Annotated in this window: 20 protein-coding genes; 15 read left to right on the forward strand and 5 right to left on the reverse strand. The window is 71.9% G+C overall.

Annotated features, from left to right (window positions below; genetic code table 11):
- Positions 1–3 precede the first annotated feature (3 nt).
- Positions 4–906: a non-homologous end-joining DNA ligase gene (gene ligD / locus HNR30_RS38840; protein WP_246380027.1), complete on the reverse strand. Its 903-nt coding sequence runs from the start codon at positions 904–906 to the stop codon at positions 4–6.
- A gap of 51 nt (positions 907–957) precedes the next feature.
- Here ligD and HNR30_RS38845 point away from each other — a divergent pair, with 51 nt between their 5' ends.
- Genes HNR30_RS38845 through HNR30_RS38860 form a run of 4 tightly spaced genes read left to right on the forward strand, consistent with a single transcriptional unit; the run spans position 958 to position 3520 of the window.
- Positions 958–1299, forward strand: a complete 342-nt coding sequence (locus tag HNR30_RS38845; RefSeq protein WP_181615116.1) for a YciI family protein — start codon at positions 958–960, stop codon at positions 1297–1299.
- A complete protein-coding gene (locus HNR30_RS38850; protein WP_181615117.1) occupies positions 1296–2543 on the forward strand; it encodes an RNA polymerase sigma factor in 1248 nt (415 codons plus the stop codon). Before HNR30_RS38845 ends, HNR30_RS38850 begins: the two co-directional genes overlap by 4 nt.
- 9 nt (positions 2544–2552) lie before the next feature.
- Positions 2553–2759, forward strand: coding sequence for a PF20097 family protein (locus HNR30_RS38855; RefSeq protein ID WP_181615118.1), 207 nt, complete (start codon positions 2553–2555; stop codon positions 2757–2759).
- A 29-nt stretch (positions 2760–2788) separates the two neighbouring features.
- Positions 2789–3520: a hypothetical protein gene (locus HNR30_RS38860; RefSeq protein ID WP_220134464.1), complete on the forward strand. Its 732-nt coding sequence runs from the start codon at positions 2789–2791 to the stop codon at positions 3518–3520.
- Positions 3521–3547: 27 nt separating this feature from the next.
- Here the strand turns inward: HNR30_RS38860 and HNR30_RS38865 are convergent, their stop codons facing one another.
- Entirely contained in the window at positions 3548–4186 is a 639-nt protein-coding gene (locus HNR30_RS38865) for a maleylpyruvate isomerase family mycothiol-dependent enzyme (RefSeq protein WP_181615119.1), read from the reverse strand.
- Positions 4187–4248: 62 nt separating this feature from the next.
- Between HNR30_RS38865 and HNR30_RS38870 the strand changes: the two genes are divergently transcribed.
- The 4 genes from HNR30_RS38870 to HNR30_RS38885 are packed head-to-tail and all read left to right on the forward strand — an operon-like array spanning position 4249 to position 7277.
- A complete protein-coding gene (locus HNR30_RS38870) occupies positions 4249–4674 on the forward strand; it encodes a MarR family winged helix-turn-helix transcriptional regulator (protein ID WP_312894961.1) in 426 nt (141 codons plus the stop codon).
- A 38-nt stretch (positions 4675–4712) separates the two neighbouring features.
- A complete protein-coding gene (locus HNR30_RS38875; RefSeq protein WP_181615120.1) occupies positions 4713–5978 on the forward strand; it encodes an amidohydrolase family protein in 1266 nt (421 codons plus the stop codon).
- Positions 5962–6549: a TetR/AcrR family transcriptional regulator gene (locus tag HNR30_RS38880; RefSeq protein ID WP_181615121.1), complete on the forward strand. Its 588-nt coding sequence runs from the start codon at positions 5962–5964 to the stop codon at positions 6547–6549. Before HNR30_RS38875 ends, HNR30_RS38880 begins: the two co-directional genes overlap by 17 nt.
- Positions 6546–7277 carry a maleylpyruvate isomerase family mycothiol-dependent enzyme gene (locus HNR30_RS38885; RefSeq protein ID WP_181615122.1) on the forward strand — a complete coding sequence of 244 codons (732 nt, stop codon included), beginning with the start codon at positions 6546–6548 and terminating at the stop codon, positions 7275–7277. Before HNR30_RS38880 ends, HNR30_RS38885 begins: the two co-directional genes overlap by 4 nt.
- Before the next feature lie 36 nt (positions 7278–7313).
- Here the strand turns inward: HNR30_RS38885 and HNR30_RS38890 are convergent, their stop codons facing one another.
- On the reverse strand, positions 7314–8186 hold the full coding sequence (locus HNR30_RS38890) for an aldo/keto reductase family oxidoreductase (protein ID WP_181615123.1): 873 nt from the start codon (positions 8184–8186) through the stop codon (positions 7314–7316).
- A 129-nt stretch (positions 8187–8315) separates the two neighbouring features.
- Here HNR30_RS38890 and HNR30_RS38895 point away from each other — a divergent pair, with 129 nt between their 5' ends.
- Entirely contained in the window at positions 8316–8759 is a 444-nt protein-coding gene (locus HNR30_RS38895; protein WP_181615124.1) for a winged helix-turn-helix transcriptional regulator, read from the forward strand.
- A 131-nt stretch (positions 8760–8890) separates the two neighbouring features.
- On the opposite strand, the gene HNR30_RS38900 is transcribed toward HNR30_RS38895, so the two are convergent.
- Positions 8891–9376 (reverse strand): MarR family winged helix-turn-helix transcriptional regulator, encoded by a 486-nt coding sequence (locus HNR30_RS38900; protein WP_181615125.1) that lies wholly within the window; start codon positions 9374–9376, stop codon positions 8891–8893.
- 213 nt (positions 9377–9589) lie between these two features.
- On the opposite strand from HNR30_RS38900, the gene HNR30_RS38905 reads away from it, so the two are divergent.
- The 4 genes from HNR30_RS38905 to HNR30_RS38920 are packed head-to-tail and all read left to right on the forward strand — an operon-like array spanning position 9590 to position 14398.
- Complete coding sequence (locus HNR30_RS38905; RefSeq protein WP_312894962.1) at positions 9590–10819, forward strand: ROK family protein; 1230 nt, start codon at positions 9590–9592, stop codon at positions 10817–10819.
- Positions 10820–10831: 12 nt separating this feature from the next.
- Positions 10832–12310 carry a sugar ABC transporter ATP-binding protein gene (locus HNR30_RS38910; protein WP_220134465.1) on the forward strand — a complete coding sequence of 493 codons (1479 nt, stop codon included), beginning with the start codon at positions 10832–10834 and terminating at the stop codon, positions 12308–12310.
- A 37-nt stretch (positions 12311–12347) separates the two neighbouring features.
- Entirely contained in the window at positions 12348–13352 is a 1005-nt protein-coding gene (locus tag HNR30_RS38915) for an ABC transporter permease (RefSeq protein ID WP_246380028.1), read from the forward strand.
- On the forward strand, positions 13349–14398 hold the full coding sequence (locus HNR30_RS38920) for an ABC transporter substrate-binding protein (RefSeq protein WP_181615126.1): 1050 nt from the start codon (positions 13349–13351) through the stop codon (positions 14396–14398). Before HNR30_RS38915 ends, HNR30_RS38920 begins: the two co-directional genes overlap by 4 nt.
- A 46-nt stretch (positions 14399–14444) precedes the next feature.
- On the opposite strand, the gene HNR30_RS38925 is transcribed toward HNR30_RS38920, so the two are convergent.
- Positions 14445–15401 (reverse strand): aminoglycoside phosphotransferase family protein, encoded by a 957-nt coding sequence (locus tag HNR30_RS38925; RefSeq protein WP_181615127.1) that lies wholly within the window; start codon positions 15399–15401, stop codon positions 14445–14447.
- A gap of 90 nt (positions 15402–15491) precedes the next feature.
- Here HNR30_RS38925 and HNR30_RS38930 point away from each other — a divergent pair, with 90 nt between their 5' ends.
- Positions 15492–16343 (forward strand): NAD-dependent epimerase/dehydratase family protein, encoded by an 852-nt coding sequence (locus tag HNR30_RS38930; RefSeq protein ID WP_181615128.1) that lies wholly within the window; start codon positions 15492–15494, stop codon positions 16341–16343.
- Positions 16344–16423: 80 nt separating this feature from the next.
- A complete protein-coding gene (locus HNR30_RS38935; protein ID WP_181615129.1) occupies positions 16424–18277 on the forward strand; it encodes a substrate-binding domain-containing protein in 1854 nt (617 codons plus the stop codon).
- Positions 18278–18354 lie beyond the last annotated feature (77 nt).

The following is an 18354-nucleotide window of genomic DNA, read 5'->3' on the forward strand; positions in this document are numbered from 1 at the left end:
GGGCTACTCGCGCAGGCCGCGCCACGACGGATGGCGCAGCAGTCCCTCGCGGGTCCACTGGGCGAACTCCACCTCCCCGGCCAGCACCGGCTCCGCCCAGTGGGCCGGTCCGGGCGGCTGCGGGCCCGCGAACGGGCTGGAGGCGCGCTCCAGCGGCGCCAGCCGTACGGCCAGCTCGCGCAGCGCCGCGTCGGTGAAGCCGGTGCCCACATGGCCGGCATACCGCAGCCCGTCCGGCCCCTGCACGCCCACCAGCAGCGATCCGGGCAGCCCCGACCGCCGTCCCTCACCCGGCTTCCAGCCGCCCACGATCACGTCGACCATGTGCGTCAGCTTCGTCTTGCGCCACAGGTCGCTGCGCCGTCCGGGCAGGTACGGCGAGTCGAGCCGCTTGCAGATCACCCCCTCCAGCCCGCGGGCCCGCGCCGCCTCCAGCACCGCCGAGGCCTGGCCGGGGTAGGCGGGGGAGGTCTGCGGCAGCTCCAGCGTCTCCAGGAGCTCACGCCGCCGCGCGTACGGCAGGGCGAGCGTGTCACGGCCGTCCAGGTGCAGCACGTCGAAGGCGTAGTAGGCCACCGGAACGGCCCGCACCAGATCCGGCTGCGGAAGCCGTACATGCATGCGGGCCTGCAACGCGCCGAAGTCGGGGCGGCCGTCGGGGCCGGTCGCGACGATCTCGCCGTCCAGCACCACCCGCCGCCCGCCCGCCAGGCCCGCCAGCTCCGGATAGCCGCCGGTGATGTCGCGGTCGTTGCGCGAGAGCAGGCGCAGCCCGTCGCCGCGGCCGTAGGCCACGCAGCGCAGGCCGTCCCACTTGAATTCCGCGCACCAGGCCGCCTCGTCCCCCGGCAGCTGCGCGGTGACCGCCAGCATGGGATGGACCAGCCTGGGGAAGTCCGCCCCCATGGCTGGCCGATACCCGGCGGCCGGTCAAGCTCCGCCCATACGATGGGCTGCGTGAAGTACTTGCTGATGATCTACACCAACCCGGCCGCCCGCGCCGCCATCGAGGCCGACTCCGACCAGGTGATGGCCGAGGTCGACGGGCTGCTCAAGGAGATGCAGGAGACCGGCGAGTGGGTCAGCGGCATGGCGCTGGCCGACACCTTCCGCACCGTCAGGGTGCGCGACGGCGTGCCCGCCGTGACCGACGGGCCGTTCATGGAGGCCAAGGAGGTGCTGGCGGGGGTGTGCCTGATCGAGTGCGACAGCATCGAGCGCGCCACCGAGCTGGCCGCCCGCTGGCCCGACGCCCGCTACTGCGCCATGGAGGTCCGGCCGCTGCTGGACGAGGCATGAGCCCGCCCCCGGAGCCGACCGAGCCGCAGGCCGAGGAGCCTGTCGAGGAGCCTGCCGATGCGCGGGTCGAGGCGCGGGTCGAGGCGCTGCTGCGGGAGCTCGCGCCGCAGGTGCTCGGCGCCCTGGTGCGCCGCCACGGCGACTTCGACACCTGCGAGGACGCCGTCCAGGAAGCCCTGCTCGACGCGGCCCTGCAGTGGCCGCAGCGCGGTGTGCCCGACAACCCGCGCGGGTGGCTGGTCACCGTCGCCTCGCGACGCCTCATCGACCAGGTACGCAGCGACAGCGCCCGCCGGCGCCGCGAGGAGAGCGTCGCGGTGCGCGAGACCGCGCCCGAGGAGCCGCCCGCCCACGACGACACCCTGCGGCTGCTGTTCCTGTGCTGCCATCCCGACCTGCCGCAGGCCTCCCAGCTGGCCCTGACGCTGCGCGCCGTCGGCGGGCTGACCACCGCCGAGATCGCCCGCGCCTTCCTGGTGCCCGAGGCCACCATGGCCCAGCGCATCAGCCGCGCCAAACAGAAGATCAAGGGCACGGCGTTCGGCGAACCGGGTGAGCCGGCCGTCGTGCTCCACGTGCTGTACCTGATCTTCAACGAGGGCTACACCGCCTCCTCGGGGCCCGAGCTGCACCGCGGCGAGCTGACGGGGGAGGCGATCCGGCTGGCGCGTGCCGTCCACCGGCTGCTGCCCGGCGACGGCGAGGCGGCCGGGCTGCTGGCGCTGATGCTGCTCACCGAGGCCCGCCGCCCCGCCCGCACCGGACCGGAGGGCGTCCTGGTGCCGCTGGAGGAGCAGGACCGGGCCCTGTGGGACCAGCCGATGATCGCCGAGGGCGTCGGGCTGATCACCGCAGCCCTCCAGCAGGCCGCCCCCGGGCCGTACCAGGTGCAGGCGGCGATCGCGGCCGTGCACGACGAGGCGCCCAGCTGGGAGCAGACCGACTGGCCGCAGGTGCTGGCCCTGTACGGGCTGCTCGCCGACAGCCCCGTCGTACGGCTCAACCGGGCCGTCGCGCTGGCCATGGTGCAGGGGCCCAAGGCCGGGCTGGCGTTGCTCGACACCCTGGAGGGCGGCGAGCTGTCAGGCCATCACCGGCTGGCCGCCGTCCGCGCCCACCTGCTGGAACTCGACGGCCAGGCCCTGGCCGCCCGCGAACACTACCTGACCGCCGCCGGGCTCACCTCGAGCCTGCCGGAACAGGGCTACCTGCGCGCCCGAGCGGAACGGCTGATCGTTACGTAGGCTCGAAGCATGACGGACGAGCTGTCGTGCCCCCTGTGCGAATCGGCGATGGAATCCGGGCAGATCGTCGGGCGCTCACCCGGCGTGAAGTTCAAGAAGAGCGCCGGGCTTCTCGGCGACCTGAGCGGCGTCCCCGTCACGCAAGGTTTCTTCAACCACAGCGCCGACGCGCTACGGTGCCGCGACTGCGGGACCGTGGTGATTCCCGGCCGATAGAGCACGACGGCGGGGGGTAGGGCACGACCATGCGGCTCAAGCTGATCGTTCTCCTCGCGGCGGTGTTGTGCGCACCGGCCACGGTGGCGGTGGCACCGGCATCCGCGAGCACCGTCACGAGCGGGGATGTGGCCGGTCGGCCCGACCTGGTCGCGGGCACCTATCTGCCGTTGTGGCCGTTCGCCACGCGCCACGAGGCCGGGCGGTGGCAGCGGGCCTACCGCCAGGGCGGCCACCAGCCGTGGCACCTCGACGCGGGGGAGACCGCGCTCGCCTTCACCCGCGGCTACCTGGGCTTCACCGACATCGACAAGGTGGTCGCGGCCGACGTCGACGGGCGCCACGCCCGGGTCCGGGTCGGCTACCTGACCCAGGAGAACCCCAAACCGCTCGTCGCCGCCGTCGTGCACCTGGTGCGTTACGGCAAGGGCGCCGACGCGCCGTGGGAGGTGGTCGGCACCGACGACACCACACTGACCCTCGACAGGCCCCGGTACGGCTCGGCCGTACGCTCGCCGGTGAAGGCGGGCGGGATCATCACCGGGGTGGACGAGAGCCTCAGGGTGCGGATGCTGCAGCTCGGCGCCAAGCGGGCGCTGGGCGAGGTCGACCGCATCCCGGCCGGGGGCGAACGTCAGCCGTGGACGGCGAGCTTCGGCTTCCGCAAGGGCAAGTGGCGGGTGGCCACCATCGTCGTCTCGACCGGCGGGCACGTCGCCGACGTGGAGCGCTTCGCCATCACCGGCGTCGTCCTGCGCTGACCCGCGAGGTGCGTCGGCGAGGTGCGGTCAGGGCAGGCGTGCGGCCAGGGACTCCAGCCCGTCGCCCTCCAGGTCGGCCAGCCCGGCGGATCGGCCGCTCATCACCAGCACCAGCGACTGGATCGGCCCCGACACCTTGCGGCCCTCGCCGTACTCCCACTCCACATCGGTCGCCACCAGGTGCAGCCCGCGCATCTCCTTGCGCGGCGAGTAGCCCGGCAGGTCGCGCTCCCCGATGTAGGAGGCGGCCACGCGCGCCAGCTCCGGCGGCATCGGGCTGCGCACGCCCAGCGGCAGCGCGATGTCCTGGGTGTGCACCAGCGCGTCGAACAGCGGGTCGAGCGGCTTGGTGACCGGAGCCCTCCGCCGGGAGGTCGCCGAGCGGCGCAGCAGCTCCAGCAGTTCCTCGTCGGACGAGCGCGAGGCGATGTGGACGGCCGCGTCGCGGATGGTCCTGTTGAGGTTGCCGCGGGCCCGTACGAACTCGGTGAAGACCTGCCCGAAGGTGATGAACGGAGTCGACGCCACGTGCGCCACGACGTCGCGCACCTGCCAGCCCGCGCACAACGACGGGTGCTGCCACTGCTGCGGCGTCAGGCTCTCGAGCAGGTCTGCCATGCGGGTGCGCTGCTCCTCGATGGCAGCCCAGATCTCGTCGCCGTTCATGACCCCTCCCATTTGATAAGGTAGCATTAATATAATGCAGCCTTAGTAAAAGGAGAAGCCCTGTGGCCGCGACACACCCGCCCCACGTCCATGCCCTGCTCTACGAGGCCTACCTGCGCGTCTCCGACGTGGTCTTCGAGGGCGCCAAGGCGATGGACGCCCGGGTGCGGCCCTCGCATGCGGCGGTGTTCTTTCACATGGAGCACGAAGGCATCCGGCTGGGCAGGCTGGCCGAGAAGGCCCAGATGACGCCGCAGGCCATGGGGGAGCTCGTCGACGACCTGGAGGAGTTCGGCTACCTGCGCAGGGTGCCCGATCCGACGGACCGCCGGGCCAAGCTGATCGTCTTCACCGAGGAGGGCGACGCGGCGCTGCGCACCGGCTACAAGATCATTGACGATGTGGAGCGGCGGATGGCGGGACTGCTGGGCGAGGAGGGGTTCGGCGACCTGCATCGCATGCTGACGCGGATCATCACCTATTTTTAGTTAGGCGCAAGATAGTTAGATGCCGTATTATCTACGGTATGCGCACTCTTCTTCGCGATGTCCGCGTCTTCGACGGCGAGCACACCACGGCGGTCGCCGACGTCCTGATCGACGATGACCGCATCGGCGACGGAGCCGAAGCGCCCGGCACCGTCATCGACTGCCGCGGCAAGACCCTGCTCCCCGGCCTCATCGACGCGCACGTCCACGTCGCCGACGGCCTGCTCGCCCAGGCCCTGGCCTTCGGGGTGACCACCGAGCTCGACATGTTCTGCCTGCCGGGCAACCTGGACAGGCAGCGCCGCCTGGCCGCCGAGCGCGACGACGTGGCCGACCTGCGCAGCTCCGGCATCCTGGCCACCGCCCCCGGCGGGCACCCCAGCCAGATCATGGCCGCCGAGGCCGCGCACCTGAGCCACCTGGGCGACGCGATCGGCCCCTTCGACACGATCGCCACCGCCGGGCAGGCTGAGGCCTTCGTCCAGGCCCGCGTGGCCGAGGGCTCCGACTACCTGAAAATCGTGATCGACACCGGCGAGAGCGCCGGGCTCGACCTGCCCGTCCTGACTCCGGACGTGGTCGCCGCGCTGGTCCGGGCCGGGCACGCCGCAGGGCTCACCACCATCGCCCACGTCGCCACCGCCCGCGACACCGCCATCGCCCTGGACGCCGGGATCGACGGCCTCGCCCACGTCTTCCACGACCTCACCCCGGGCGACCCGCTGGTCGAGGCACTGGCCGTCCGGATCGCCGTACAGGGCGTCTTCGTCGTCAGCACCCTGGCCTACATCGAGGCCATCACCCAGGGCCCCGGCGCCCTGGAGCTGCTGCACGACGAGCGCATCGCGGACCGCCTGCCCGAACAGGCACGCGCGTCGATCCCACCCCGCGACCACACCGTGGTCCCTGTGCACCCTCAGGGGCTGGTCAACGCGCTGCACGCCACCGGGGTGCTCCACCGGGCCGGCGCCGACGTTCTGGCGGGGACCGACGCCAACTTCTTCGCGCCACTGCACGGCGCGGGCATGCACCGCGAGCTGTCCCTGCTCGTCGAGGCGGGGCTGAGCCCGGAAGCGGCCCTCGCCGCCGCTACCCGGCGCAGCGCCGGGCGCTTCGGCCTGCACGACCGCGGCCGGATCGCGCCGGGCGCACGCGCCGACCTGCTGCTCGTCGACGGCGACCCGACGGCCGACATCACAGCCTGCCGCTCCATCGCGGGCATCTGGAGGCGCGGCCGGAAGCTTGACCAGTCCCTAACAAGATGCGAGACTCCTAACTATGTTCGGAATGCCGAATCGCGATAGGAAATCCGAGCGCCACGCGCGGACCAAGCAGGAGATCATCGACGCCGCGTGGGAGATCGCCAGGTCGCAAGGGCTGGCCGGGCTGACCCTGCGCGACGTCGCCCAGCGGGTGGGCATGCGCGCCCCCTCGCTGTACTCCTACTTCGCCTCCAAGCACGCCATCTACGACGCGATGTTCGCCGACGGCTTCCGCGCCTTCCTGCACGAGCACGCCGCCCTGGAACCCGCGGACGACACCCTGGCCGAGCTCACCCTCATCTGCCGGCACTTCCTCGGCTTCTGCACCGCGGACACGGTCCGCTTCCAGCTGATGTTCCAGCGGACCATCCCCGGCTTCGAGCCCTCGCCCGAGTCGTACGCGATCTCCTTGGAAGGCTTCGACCTGCTGCGCAAGCGCCTGGCCCGCCTCGGCATCACCGACCAGGAATCGCTCGACCTGTTCACCGCGATCGGCAGCGGCCTGGCCGCCCAGCAGATCGCCAACGACCCCGGCGGCACCCGCTGGACCCGCCTGGCCGACCAGGCCATGGCGATGTTCCTCCGACAGATCGAGAGCGGGAGGACACCATGAAACCTCCGATCGGCCTGCACAGGCAGGAGGCCGCGACGCTGGCGGCCACCGAGAACGAACGCTTCGCGCGATTGGCCGGGCTCCTGGGCCCGGGCGACTGGAGCAAGCAGACCGACTGCCCCGCCTGGGACGTGCGGGCCATGAGCGCCCACGTGCTCGGCATGATGGAGTTCGGCTCCTCGCTGCGGGAGTTCGCCCACGTCCTGCGGGCGGGCCCCCGGGCCGCGCGCGGGCGCCCGGTGATCGACGGCATCACCGAGGTCCAGGTCGCCGAGCGTGCCCACCTCAGCGAGCAGGAGGTGGTCGACGGGCTCGCGCGCCTGGCTCCGGTCGCCGCGCGCTCGCGCATGCGCCGTGCCGCGCTGCTCGGCCGGCTGCCCACCCAGCAGGAGTACGAAGGCCGCATGGAGACGTGGCCGCTGGGCTACCTGATGGCGGTCATCCTGACGCGCGACACGTGGATGCACCGCGTCGACGTCTGCCGGGCCGTCGGCGCCGACCTGGTCCTCACGCCGGAGCACGACGGCAGGCTGGTGGCCGACGTGGTGGCCGAGTGGGCCTTCCGGCACGGCGAGCCGTACCGTCTGACGCTGCTCGGGCCCGCGGGCGGGCATTTCGCGTCGGGGGAGTCCGGCGAGGAGATCACCGTCGACGCCGTGGAGTTCTGCAGGATCCTGTCGGGCCGGGAGACCGGCACGGGCCTGCTCGGCCGGCCGGTGCCGTTCTGACCCGACGGCGCCGGCCGCCGGTGAGCGCCGCGGGGGTCAGCGGCCGATCTTGTCGAGCTCGGCGAGATCGGCGTCGGACAGCGAGAGTCCCGCGCCGGCGGCGTTCTCGCGCAGGTGCGCCACCGACGAGGTGCCGGGGATCAGCAGGATGTTCGGCGCCCGCCGCAGGAGCCAGGCCAGGGCGACCGACATGGGCGTGGCGTGCAACCGGGTGGCCACAGCCTCGAGCGCCGAGGACTGCAGCGGGCTGAAGCCGCCGAGGGGGAAGAAGGGCACATAGGCGATGCCCTGCTCCGCGAGCTCGTCGATCAGATCGTCGTCGTGGCGGTGGGCGAGGTTGTACAGGTTCTGCACGCACACGATCGGCGCGATCGAGCGAGCCTCGGCGACCTGTTGCGCGGTCGCGTTGCTCACGCCGAGGTGCCGGATGAGGCCCTGCCGCTGCAGGTCGACGAGCGCCCCGAACGCCTCCGCGAGCGAACCGGGCACGGTGCCCCGGGCGTCGCCCAGACGGAGGTTGACCACGTCGAGCGTGTCGAGGCCGAGGTTCTCCAGGTTCTCGGCGACGGCCCGGCGCAGCTCTTCAGGCTTGCGTGCCGGGGGCCAGCCGCCCTCCTCGTCGCGGGTCGCCCCGACCTTGGTCACGATGTGCAGCGAGTCGGAGTACGGGTGCAACGCTTCGCGGATCAGCTGGTTGGTGATGTGCGGCCCGTAGGCGTCGGCGGTGTCGATGTGGGTGATGCCGAGGCTGACGGCTTCGCGGAGAACGGCGAGTGCGCCCTCGCGGTCGGCGGGCGGACCCATGACCCAGGGGCCGGCGAGTTGCATGGCGCCGTAGCCGAACCGGGTGACGGTCAAGTCGCCCAGGGCCCAGGTGCCGCCGGGAAGCGAGGCGGAGGGGGTGCCCATGGTGTGCCTTTCATGTCGAGCAGAGGATGGTGCCTGACGGCTCCTTGCACCACTATTGGTGTGTAGCTCCCTTTCGGGAAGAACGCACTTGGAAGTGCGTAAGGCACCCACGGGTGGAAGGAATGCTCCATGGCGACGTTGACGGCAGCCCAGCAAAGGGCACAGGCCAAGGTGGAGTACGACGCCTTCGTGGCCGCCTGCCCCAGCCGCAGGCTGCTCGACCGGATCTCGGACAAGTGGGTCACGCTGATCCTGGCCGCGCTCGGCAGCGACAGCGCGCATCAGCCCGGCGCCGGCTGCGATGGGGAGCCTCGGGTGATGCGCTACTCGGAGCTGCAGCGCCTGCTGGCCGGTGTCAGCCAGAAGATGCTCACCCAGACGCTGCGCTCCCTGGAGCGCGACGGCCTGGTGTCTCGCACCGTGGTGCCGACCGTGCCGGTCACGGTCTCCTACGAGCTGACCGACCTCGGCCTGTCGCTGCACGAGATGATGCGGGGCCTCAAGGCCTGGGCTGAGACGCACATGGACGATGTGCTCGCCCACCGCGAGACCTACGACACTCGCGGCGCCTGAACCACACCAGGGGCGAACGGTTGCGCTAGACGTGCCACCGCTCGCCGGCCAGGATCAGCGCGGAGGCCGGGGCGCCTCAGCGAGAGGCTCGGGCAGCAGGGCCGAGAGCCCCCGCCTGTCCGCGCAGGCTCCTAACCGGACAGTGCCTGCGTCATCTCGCGGGTGATGCGGTTGAGCGTCTCGGCGTCGCCGGGGCCGAGGGCCTGCGCCAGGCGCGCCAGGTTGGCGGCGTGCTCGGTGACCGTGACGTCGATGACCTGCAGGCCCCGGTCGGTCAGGGTGATGCGGAAGCTGCGCCGGTCGCCGGGGTCGAGGGTGCGCGCGACCAGCCCGGCGTTCTCCAGCCGGTCGAGCCGGTTGGTCATGCCGGCGCGCGACATCATGAGCTCGGCCGACAGCTCAGAGGGGATCATGGTGTACGGCGAGCCGCCCCGGCGCAGCGCCGCGAGCACGTCGAACTCGCCAGGGCGCAGGCCGTGGCGCGTGAAGACCTCCTCGACGGCCGTCTCGACCAGGCGCACCAGGCGCGACAGGCGGGCGAAGACGCCCATGGCCGACAGGTCGAGGTCGGGCCGCTCCTGGCGCCACTGCGCGAGGATCGCGTCGATGGGGTCCATCAGATGATTTTATCTCGGACTATCAGGGGCCGGACTACGTTCGCGCTAGCGTTCTATACCGCTGTCTAGCTGTCAGCAATTCCGCAAGATCATGTAAATATCGGCGCATGTTACGAAAATGTTAGAGCGCTTGGTACGTTCCACATCTTGTCGGTCAGGCGGGGCCGACATTTAATTCGGCGGACCATCCGAATTAACTAAAGGAGGGCCCCGGTGCCCGCCGACCAGGCTCTGGTCCGCCGCGCCAATCTCTCCCTGGTGCTGCGCCACCTGCGCGAGCGCGGCCCTCGTTCGCGGGCGGCCGTCGCCGCCGAGACCGGACTCAACAAGACCACGGTCACCAGCCTGGTGGCCGAGCTGCAGGCACGCGGCCTGCTGAAGGAGACCGGACCGCAGCACGAGGGCGCGATCGGCCGCCCCGGGCTGCCACTGGCGCTGGACGGATCGGCGGTCGGGGCGCTGGGCGTCGAGGTCAACGTCGACTACATCGCCGTGTTCGCCACCGACCTGGGCGGGCGCGTGCTGATCGACCGCCGGGTGAGCTTCGACGCGATGGGCTGCCCGGCCGAGCGCACCCTGACCGAGCTCGACAGCGTCATCCGGCAGGCCTCCGACGGGCTGCGAGCGCTGGGCGTGCACCTGGCGGGCATCACCGTGGCCGTCCCCGGCCTGGTCGACACCGGCTGCGGCATCGTCGTGGTCGCGCCCAACCTAGGCTGGCACAACGTGCCGGTCGCCGCCCGGCTCAGCGGCCGCGCGGGACAGGAAGGCGTCGAGCTCCTGGCACAGGCGCCGATCACCGTCGACAACGACGCCAACCTGGCCGCGCTGGCGGAACACACCGCCACCGGCGTCTCCGACCTGGTCTACCTCACCGGCGAGGTCGGCGTCGGCGGCGGCATCATCGCCGGAGGCCGCCTGCTCGGCGGCGCCGACGGCTTCGCGGGCGAGGTCGGCCACGTCCTGGTCGACCCCGGCGGCGAACGGTGCGGCTGCGGGCGCAGCGGCTGCTGGGAGACCAAGGTGGGCCTGGCCGCCCTCATCCGCAAGGTCTCGCCCGAGCAGGCGTACGGCACGCCGCACCAGGTGCTGCGCGACCCCGAGGAACGCCTGGCCGAGCTGCAACTGCTGCGCGCGGCCGGCGAGCCGGGCGTGGAGGAGGCGCTGGCCGAGGTGGGCCGCTGGCTCGGACGCGGCGCCGCCACCCTGGTCAACCTGTTCAACCCGCGCGTCATCGTCCTGGGCGGCTACTTCGCCCAGCTCGCCGAAGCGCTCATCCCCGTCGCCCAGGAGGAGCTGGAGCGCATCGGCGTGGCCGGATCGGTCGCCCGCTGCCGCTTCGTCGCCTCCGGCCTCGGCTTCGGCGCCGCCTCGCGCGGCGCGGCCGGAGTCGTGGTGCAGCGGGTGCTGGCCGACCCGACCCTGATCGCCGTCCGACCCTGACAGGAGGGGCCCATGCTGGAGATGCGGGGAATCGTCAAGGAATTCCCCGGCGTGCGCGCGCTGGACCACGTCGACCTGCTCGTGCGGGCCGGTGAGGCGCACTGTTTGCTGGGCCAGAACGGGGCGGGCAAATCGACGCTCATCAAGATCCTGGCCGGGGTGCACCGGCCGGACGAGGGCACGATCACCTTCAACGGCGCCGACTACCGCCCCTCCAGCCCGCTGCACGCCCTGCGCGCCGGCTTCGCCACCATCTACCAGGAGCTCGACCTGGTCGACGGGCTGAGCGTGGCCGAGAACATCCTGCTCGGCCACGAACCCGCCCGATTAGGCTTCAGCCTGCGCGGCCGGGCCAACGCCGTCGCCCGGCAGGTGCTCGCCCGCCTGGGCCACCCGGAGATCAGGCCCACCACCGAGGTCGGGCGCCTGTCGCCGGCCGCCAAGCAGATCGTCTCCATGGCCCGCGCGCTGTCGCACGAGGCCAAGCTCATCGTGATGGACGAGCCGTCGGCCGCGCTGGCCCACGACGAGGTGGCCAACCTCTTCCGCATCATCCGCGAGCTGACCGCCCAGGGCGTGGCCGTCATCTACATCTCCCACCGCCTGGAGGAGATCCGCGAGATCGGCGACCGCGTCACCGTGCTGAAGGACGGCCGCACCGTCGAGGTGGGCCTGCCCGCCCGCGACACGCCCACCGACCGGCTCGTCTCGCTGATGACCGGGCGCACCGTGGAGTACCTCTTCCCGCCCCGCGCCTCCCGCCCGCCCGGCCAGGAGATCCTGCGCGTGGAGGACCTGACCGGTCCCGGCGTCAGCTTCTCCGTCCGCGAAGGGGAGATCGTCGGCCTGGCCGGTCTCGTCGGCTCGGGCCGTACGGAGATCCTCGAAGCGGTGTACGGCGCGCGCCGTGCCGCCGGCCGCGTCTACCTGCACGGCAGGCAGGTACGGCCGGGCGAGCCGCACACGATGGTGCGCCGCGGCCTGGGCCTGGCCCCCGAGGAGCGCAAGGCCCAGGCGCTGCTGCTCGACCAGAGCGTCACCGCCAACATCACCCTGGGCAGCCTGCCCGGCTTCGCCCGCCTGGGCTGGCTGGACCGCGCACGCGAGGCCGAGGAGGCCAGAAGGCTGGCCGACCTGCTGGCCATCAGGCCGCCCGACCCCGAGCGGCCGATCAAGACCCTGTCGGGCGGCAACCAGCAGAAGGCCGTGCTGGCCCGCTGGCTGGTCGGCAACCGCAGGCTGCTGCTGCTCGACGAGCCCACGCGCGGCGTGGACGTGGGCGCCAGAGCCGAGCTGTACGCGGTCATCAGGCGCCTGGCCGACCAGGGGATCGGGGTGCTGCTGGTCTCCAGCGAGGTGCCCGAGGTGCTGGGCCTGTCGGACCGCGTGCTGGTGATGCGCGAGGGCGCGCTGATCCACCAGGCCGACGCGGCCGAGCTGGATGAACACGCCGTCCTGGACATGATCATGCAAGGGAGCCTCACACCATGACCGATCCCGCCGCCCCGCGGCCGACGGAGGAAGTCCCATGACCAGCCCCGACCTCAAGAAGGCGGCGCCCTCCGGCCTGCTCGGCCGCACCGGCCTGACCGGGCTCGGACAGGCGCGGCACCTGGGCCTGGTGGCCGCCCTGGTGCTGCTGGCCGCAGTCGGCCTGGTCACCAGGCCCGACACCTTCGCCACCACCTCCAACCTCGTCAGCATCCTGTCGCTGGCCGCCACCATCGGCGTGATCACCGTCGGCATGACCTTCGTCATCATCGGCGGCGGCATCGACCTGTCGGTCGGCGCGATCATGGCGCTGGCCTCGGTATGGGCGACGACCCTGGCCACCCAGGAGTTCGGCCCGTTCGTCATGGTGCTCTGCGCGCTGCTGGTCGGCACCGGCGCGGGACTGGTCAACGGGCTGCTCATCTCCTACGGCCGGCTGGTGCCGTTCATCGCCACGCTGGCGATGCTGGTCGCGGCGCGCGGCCTGGCCCAGCGCATGTCCGACCGCAAGACCCAGCTCGTCCAGGCCGAGAACACCGCCCTGGTCGAGCTGTCGACCACCCGCTGGCTCGGCATCCCGCTGCTGGTGTTCATCTTCGCGCTGGTCGTGGCGCTGGGCTGGGTCGTGCTCAACCGCACCACCTTCGGCCGGCGCACCTACGCGGTGGGCGGCAACCCCGAGGCGGCCAGGCTGGCCGGCATCAACGTGCGCCGCCACACCATGCTGCTGTACGCGCTGTCAGGACTGTGCTGCGGCATCGCCGCCGTGCTGATCATGGCGCGCACCACCACCGGCTCCTCCACCCACGGAGACCTCTACGAGCTGGACGCCATCGCCGCCGTCATCATCGGCGGCACCCTGCTCACCGGCGGCCGGGGCACCATCATCGGCTCCATCCTCGGCCTGCTGATCTTCACCCTGATCACGAACCTCTTCATCCTCAACGGGCTCAACACCAGCGACCAGCTGATCGCCAAGGGCCTGATCATCGTCGTCGCCGTCCTGCTCCAGCGGCGTAATCTCAAGGAGAGAACCTTATGAAGCGCAGAGGATTCCTTGTCGGCGGTGCCGTCCTGGGCGCCGGCACCCTCGTGTCTGCCTGCACCAGCAACGAGCCCGCCGCCACGGCCAACTCACCCGCCCCTGCCCCCGCCGCCACCGCCACCGGCGGCAACGACCAGCCCGGCACCAAGGTGGTCATCGGCTTCTCCGCCCCCGCCGCCGACCACGGCTGGATCGCGGCGATCGCCAAGAACGCCGAGGCGACCGCCAAGCAGTACCCCGACATCGAGTTCAAGCCCGTCGAACCGACCAACGACATCAACGCCCAGATCTCCGCGGTCGAATCGCTCATCCAGGCCAAGGTCAACGCCCTGGTCCTGCTGCCCAACGACGGCCAGCAGCTCAACCAGGTCGCCCTGGCCGCCACCGCCGCCGGCATCCCGGTGATCAACCTCGACCGCATCTTCCCCGACAAGCTCGCCTACCGGACCTGGATCGGCGGCGACAACTACGGCATGGGCGTGGCCGCCGGGCACTACATCGGCAAGAAGCTCAAGGACAAGGGGGTCAGCAACCCGGTCATCGTGGAGATCCAGGGCATCGCCACGCTTCCGCTGACCCAGGACCGCAGCAAGGGCTTCGAGGACGCGCTCAAGACGTACGGCTTCAGCGTGACCGCCAAGCAGGACGCGCAGTTCACCGTGGAGACCGGCAACGAGGTCGCCACCAGCCTGCTGCAGGCGCACAAGAAGATCGACGCCATGTGGAACCACGACGACGACCAGGGCGTGGGCGTGCTCGCGGCCATCAAGGAGTCGGGACGCAACGAGTTCTTCATGGTCGGCGGCGCCGGATCCGCCAACGCCATGCGCGAGATCCAGGCCGGATCCAGCGTGCTGGAGGCGACCGTCACCTACAGCCCGACCATGGCCTCCTCGGCGATCAAGCTGGCCAGGCTCGTCGCCCAGGGCAAGGGCATGACGGACCTGGTGGAGACCCAGGTGCCGCAGTCGATCACGCTCGCCTCGGAGACCATCACCAAGGAGAACGTGGAGAAGTACCTGCCGCTGGGCTTCGAGTCCTGACAGCGGGCGGCGCCTCCCGCGCCGTGAGGTTCGGGAGGCGCCGCGCTCAGCCGAGCAGCACCTGTTCGAGCACGTGGTCGCCGATGGCCGCCATGGCCGGGTTGTCGGCCGAGAACGTCGCCAGGCCGCTGCCCATCGCCAGCGCCCAGCCGCGGGCACGCTGCCAGGTCACCTCGTCGGCGTCGACGTGGGCGCGGAAGACCTCGCGCGCCTTCTCGTCGAAGACCAGCCATCCGGCGGCCAGGTCGGTGGCGGGGTCGCCGCTGGTCAGGTCACCGAAATCGAGCACCGCCGCCAGCTCGACACCGCGCCCACCGCCACTCGCACCGCGCTCACCGTTGCGCGGGCCGCCCCCGCCACCGCCTGGGGCGCGCTCGCCGTCGTGGGCACCGTGCCCGCTGCCACTGACCAGCAGGTTGCCCGGGTGCGGGTCGCCGTGCAGCCACACCGGCGGCCCCTGCCACGGCGGTAGGTCGACCAGCGTCTCCCACAGCGCCAGCAGCTCCTCGCGCCGCTCCAGGTGGGGCAGCCGCTGGCGCAGTGCCTGATCGCGCTTCGGCAGCGCAACGCCGCGCACGGGGTTGGGCGGCGCGTCCGCCGGAGCGGGCCGATGCAGCTGGTTCATGAACGCCGCCAGCTGCGGCGCCAGCGGGGCCCGCTCCGACGGCGGCACCTCGGTCACCGTCGTCCCCTCGAACCACGGCGCGATCGTCCACGGCCACGGATACCCCTCACCCGGCACCCCCGCCCTCACCGGGACGGGCAGCGCCACCTCCACGTATCCGGCCAGCACCGGCATCCACCGCTGCTCGTTGACGATCAGGGTCACCGCGACCTCACGCCGCGGCAGCCGTACGGCCAGGTCCGTCCCCAGCCGGTAGATCACGTTGTCCCAGCCGTTGGCGACGAGGGTGAGGGGCCCCGCGAGATCGGGGTGCTGGGAGCGGACGAGGCGGTCCACCAGGTCCACGGGGACGTCGACTTCTGCGGCAGGGGTGTACATCCCTACAACGTTACAGTCACTGCAACCTTGACAGATCTTGGTACGGCGGGGCATGCTGCGGCTCACAAAACGATTTGCGTAGGGGAGTGGATGGCCGATCATCCTCGCCGGGTCCTCGTCACCGGGGCCGCCGGAGATCTCGGGCGGGTCGTCCTGGAGTTGCTGGCCCGCCTGGGCGTCTCCGTCACCGGTCTCGACCGCCACGATCCGGGAGACCTGCCGCTCGAACGTATGGTGGTCGGCGACGCGGGCGAGCCGTCCGTCGTCCGGCAGGCGCTGCCGGGAGCCGAGGCGGTGATCCACCTGGCCGCCATCCCGGCGCCCGTCCTCGGCACGCCCGAGGAGGTCTTCTGCGGCAACACCCGCGCCACCTTCGTGGTCCTGGAGGAGGCCGGGCACGCGGGCGTCCGGCGCGTCGCCCTGGCCAGCAGCATGTCTGCCACCGGCATGGCCTGGGCGGGACGCGACCTGCACCCGGCCTACGTGCCCGTCGACGAGCGGCTGCCGCTCCAAGTCGAAGACCCGTACGGGCTGTCCAAGCAGGTCGACGAGACCACTGCCGAGATGATGAGCCGCCGCCACGGCATGACCACCGTCGCGCTGCGCTTCCCGCGGCTCGGCGGGCCGGGCGACAAGCTCCAGGAGACCGCCAAGCAGTGGGCCGACGAGCCGGGCAGCGGCGCCGCGGAGTTGTGGGCCTACCTCGACTACCGCGACGCCGCCAGGGCCGCTTGGCTGGCGATCAGCCGGCCGCTCACCGGACACCACGTGCTCTTCGTCGCCGCGCCCAACACCCTCGCGGCGCTGCCGACCGAGCAGCTGCTCGACGCCTACCACCCCGAGGCGGCGCGCACGGCCGCGCTGCCGGGGCGCAGCGTGCCGGTGGACGTCGGAGCGGCGCGCAGGCTGCTCGGCTTCTCGGCCGGGCACGTCGTGCCGTGAGCGGCTCACAGCAGGTCGCACCGTGAGCGGCTGTAAACTTTCGGTGAATGTAAGGATGGTTTGAATGTAAGATCTGGCGCATGTCTGCCGAGGAACGTCCCGCCGACCGGCGCGAGCGCAAGAAGGCCGAGTCGCGGCGGGCGGTCGCCGAGACCGCGCTGCGGCTGTTCGCCGAGCGCGGATTCGACGGGGTGACCATCGCCGAGGTCGCGGAGGCGGCCGACGTGTCGGCGAAGACGGTGTTCAACTACTTCCCGGTCAAGGAGCAGCTGTTCTTCGAGCACGAGCCGCTGCTGGCCGTGTCGCCGCCGGAGATGGCGGCGGGGCTGGGGGAAGGCGCGCTGCGGGTGGCCGACGAGGCCACGTTGACCACCTACGCACGCATTTATCGCGACAGTGGCACGCTCCAGGCCTACGGGCGCGAACTCTTCGCCGCTCGTCAGCGTGAGCTGGCCGTACTGCTCGCGCGGCCGGAAGGTGAACGTTCACCCCGCCCCGCTCCGGGGATGCTGGCCGCGCTCGTCACCGCGGCCCTGCACCAGGCGTGGGAGCGCGTGTTGCTGGAGGTGGCCGAAGGGCGGGCCGCCGCAGAGGCCGTGGGGGAGGGGCTGCTGGCCCTGGAGTCGGCGATCGTGCCGCTGGCAGGTTTGATGGGCGGCCCCGCCGGAGCCGAGCCGCCGCCTGCGCCCGCACCGCCGCACCGGCCGGAGGGCGCTTCACGAGCGCCGAGCGCCTCACGCGGAAGGGGTGTCGCCGCAGGTCACGTTGCCGGTGGCGACCAGGACACCGACGCCGCCACGCGCGGTGCGGCGGCCGCAGCTCACGCCCCCTCGCCCGCCCAGAGCGCCCCACGTGCCGTCGCCACGGTTGACCGGAGCGCCGCCGCGGGGCACGCCGCGCAGCCCGGCCTGTTCTCCGAGGGCGCCAGGACTCCGCGCGGCGACCGGCCGAGCATCACGCGCGTCGCCGAGCTGGCCGGCGTCAGCGCCACCACCGTCTCCCACACGCTCAACGGCCGCCGCCCCGTCGCCGAGGAGACCAGGCGGCGCGTCCTGCGGGCCATCGACGAGCTCGGCTACCGCCCGAACGTCCTGGCCAGGGGCCTGCGCACCAGCCGCAGCCAGACCATCGGCCTGATCATCCCCGACATCACCAACCCGTTCTACCCCGCCCTGGCGCGCGGCTTCCAGGACGTCCTCGGGCCCGCGGGCTACGACCAGATCATCGGCAACACCGACGGCGACAGGAACCTGGAGCGGGCGGCGATCGAGCAGATGATCGCCCGCCAGGTCGACGGCCTTGCCTTCGCGGTCTTCCACACCCACGCCGAGGATCTGATGCCCGCCATCGAGGCGGGCATCCCGGTGGTACGGCTGGGCGGACGGCTGGCGCAGCGCGGGGTCGACCTGGTGCACAGCGACGACGAGGGCGGCGCGGCCGAGGCGACCCGTTACCTGCTGTCGCGGGGCTACCGGCGCATCGGCTTCGTGTGCGGGGCCCAGGCGGAGGGCCCGGCGGCCGAGCGGGTGGCGGGCTATCGCGCGGCGCTGGGCGACGCCGGCCACGCCCCCTCCGACCTGGTCGTCTATACCGACTTCAGCCGCGCGGGCGGCGCCGAGGGCGCGTCACGCCTGCTCGACCTGCCTCACCCCCCTGACGCGGTCCTGTGCGCCAACGACCTGATGGCGATCGGCGCCCTCGACACCGCCGGGGCGCGCGGTCTGCGGGTGCCCGACGACCTGGCGGTCATGGGGTTCGACGACATCGAGGCCGCCGGCCTGGTCTCGCCCGGTCTGACCACGATGGCCAACCCCGCCAGGGAGATCGGCCGGGCGAGCGCCACCAGGCTGCTGGAGCGCCTGGAGGGACGCCTGGCCGAGCCGTACAGCGAGATCGTCATCCCGGCACGGCTGGTGCGCCGCCGTTCGGCGTGAGTCTTGACACGCGAAGCGTTGCGTGTAGATTTCGAGCACGAATCTTAACGATTTGCATAGCTGCGCTCCTGGAGTGA

Source organism: Nonomuraea soli (assembly GCF_013761175.1).
Lineage (GTDB): Bacteria > Actinomycetota > Actinomycetes > Streptosporangiales > Streptosporangiaceae > Nonomuraea > Nonomuraea soli.

Coding starts and splice junctions, on each gene's coding strand:
- ligD (WP_246380027.1), bottom strand. CDS start 906: ATGGGGGCGGACTTCCCCAGGCTGGTCCATCCCATGCTGGCGGTCACC.
- HNR30_RS38850 (WP_181615117.1), top strand. CDS start 1,296: ATGAGCCCGCCCCCGGAGCCGACCGAGCCGCAGGCCGAGGAGCCTGTC.
- HNR30_RS38855 (WP_181615118.1), top strand. CDS start 2,553: ATGACGGACGAGCTGTCGTGCCCCCTGTGCGAATCGGCGATGGAATCC.
- HNR30_RS38860 (WP_220134464.1), top strand. CDS start 2,789: ATGCGGCTCAAGCTGATCGTTCTCCTCGCGGCGGTGTTGTGCGCACCG.
- HNR30_RS38865 (WP_181615119.1), bottom strand. CDS start 4,186: ATGAACGGCGACGAGATCTGGGCTGCCATCGAGGAGCAGCGCACCCGC.
- HNR30_RS38875 (WP_181615120.1), top strand. CDS start 4,713: ATGCGCACTCTTCTTCGCGATGTCCGCGTCTTCGACGGCGAGCACACC.
- HNR30_RS38880 (WP_181615121.1), top strand. CDS start 5,962: ATGCCGAATCGCGATAGGAAATCCGAGCGCCACGCGCGGACCAAGCAG.
- HNR30_RS38885 (WP_181615122.1), top strand. CDS start 6,546: ATGAAACCTCCGATCGGCCTGCACAGGCAGGAGGCCGCGACGCTGGCG.
- HNR30_RS38890 (WP_181615123.1), bottom strand. CDS start 8,186: ATGGGCACCCCCTCCGCCTCGCTTCCCGGCGGCACCTGGGCCCTGGGC.
- HNR30_RS38895 (WP_181615124.1), top strand. CDS start 8,316: ATGGCGACGTTGACGGCAGCCCAGCAAAGGGCACAGGCCAAGGTGGAG.
- HNR30_RS38900 (WP_181615125.1), bottom strand. CDS start 9,376: ATGGACCCCATCGACGCGATCCTCGCGCAGTGGCGCCAGGAGCGGCCC.
- HNR30_RS38910 (WP_220134465.1), top strand. CDS start 10,832: ATGCTGGAGATGCGGGGAATCGTCAAGGAATTCCCCGGCGTGCGCGCG.
- HNR30_RS38915 (WP_246380028.1), top strand. CDS start 12,348: ATGACCAGCCCCGACCTCAAGAAGGCGGCGCCCTCCGGCCTGCTCGGC.
- HNR30_RS38920 (WP_181615126.1), top strand. CDS start 13,349: ATGAAGCGCAGAGGATTCCTTGTCGGCGGTGCCGTCCTGGGCGCCGGC.
- HNR30_RS38925 (WP_181615127.1), bottom strand. CDS start 15,401: ATGTACACCCCTGCCGCAGAAGTCGACGTCCCCGTGGACCTGGTGGAC.
- HNR30_RS38930 (WP_181615128.1), top strand. CDS start 15,492: ATGGCCGATCATCCTCGCCGGGTCCTCGTCACCGGGGCCGCCGGAGAT.
- HNR30_RS38935 (WP_181615129.1), top strand. CDS start 16,424: ATGTCTGCCGAGGAACGTCCCGCCGACCGGCGCGAGCGCAAGAAGGCC.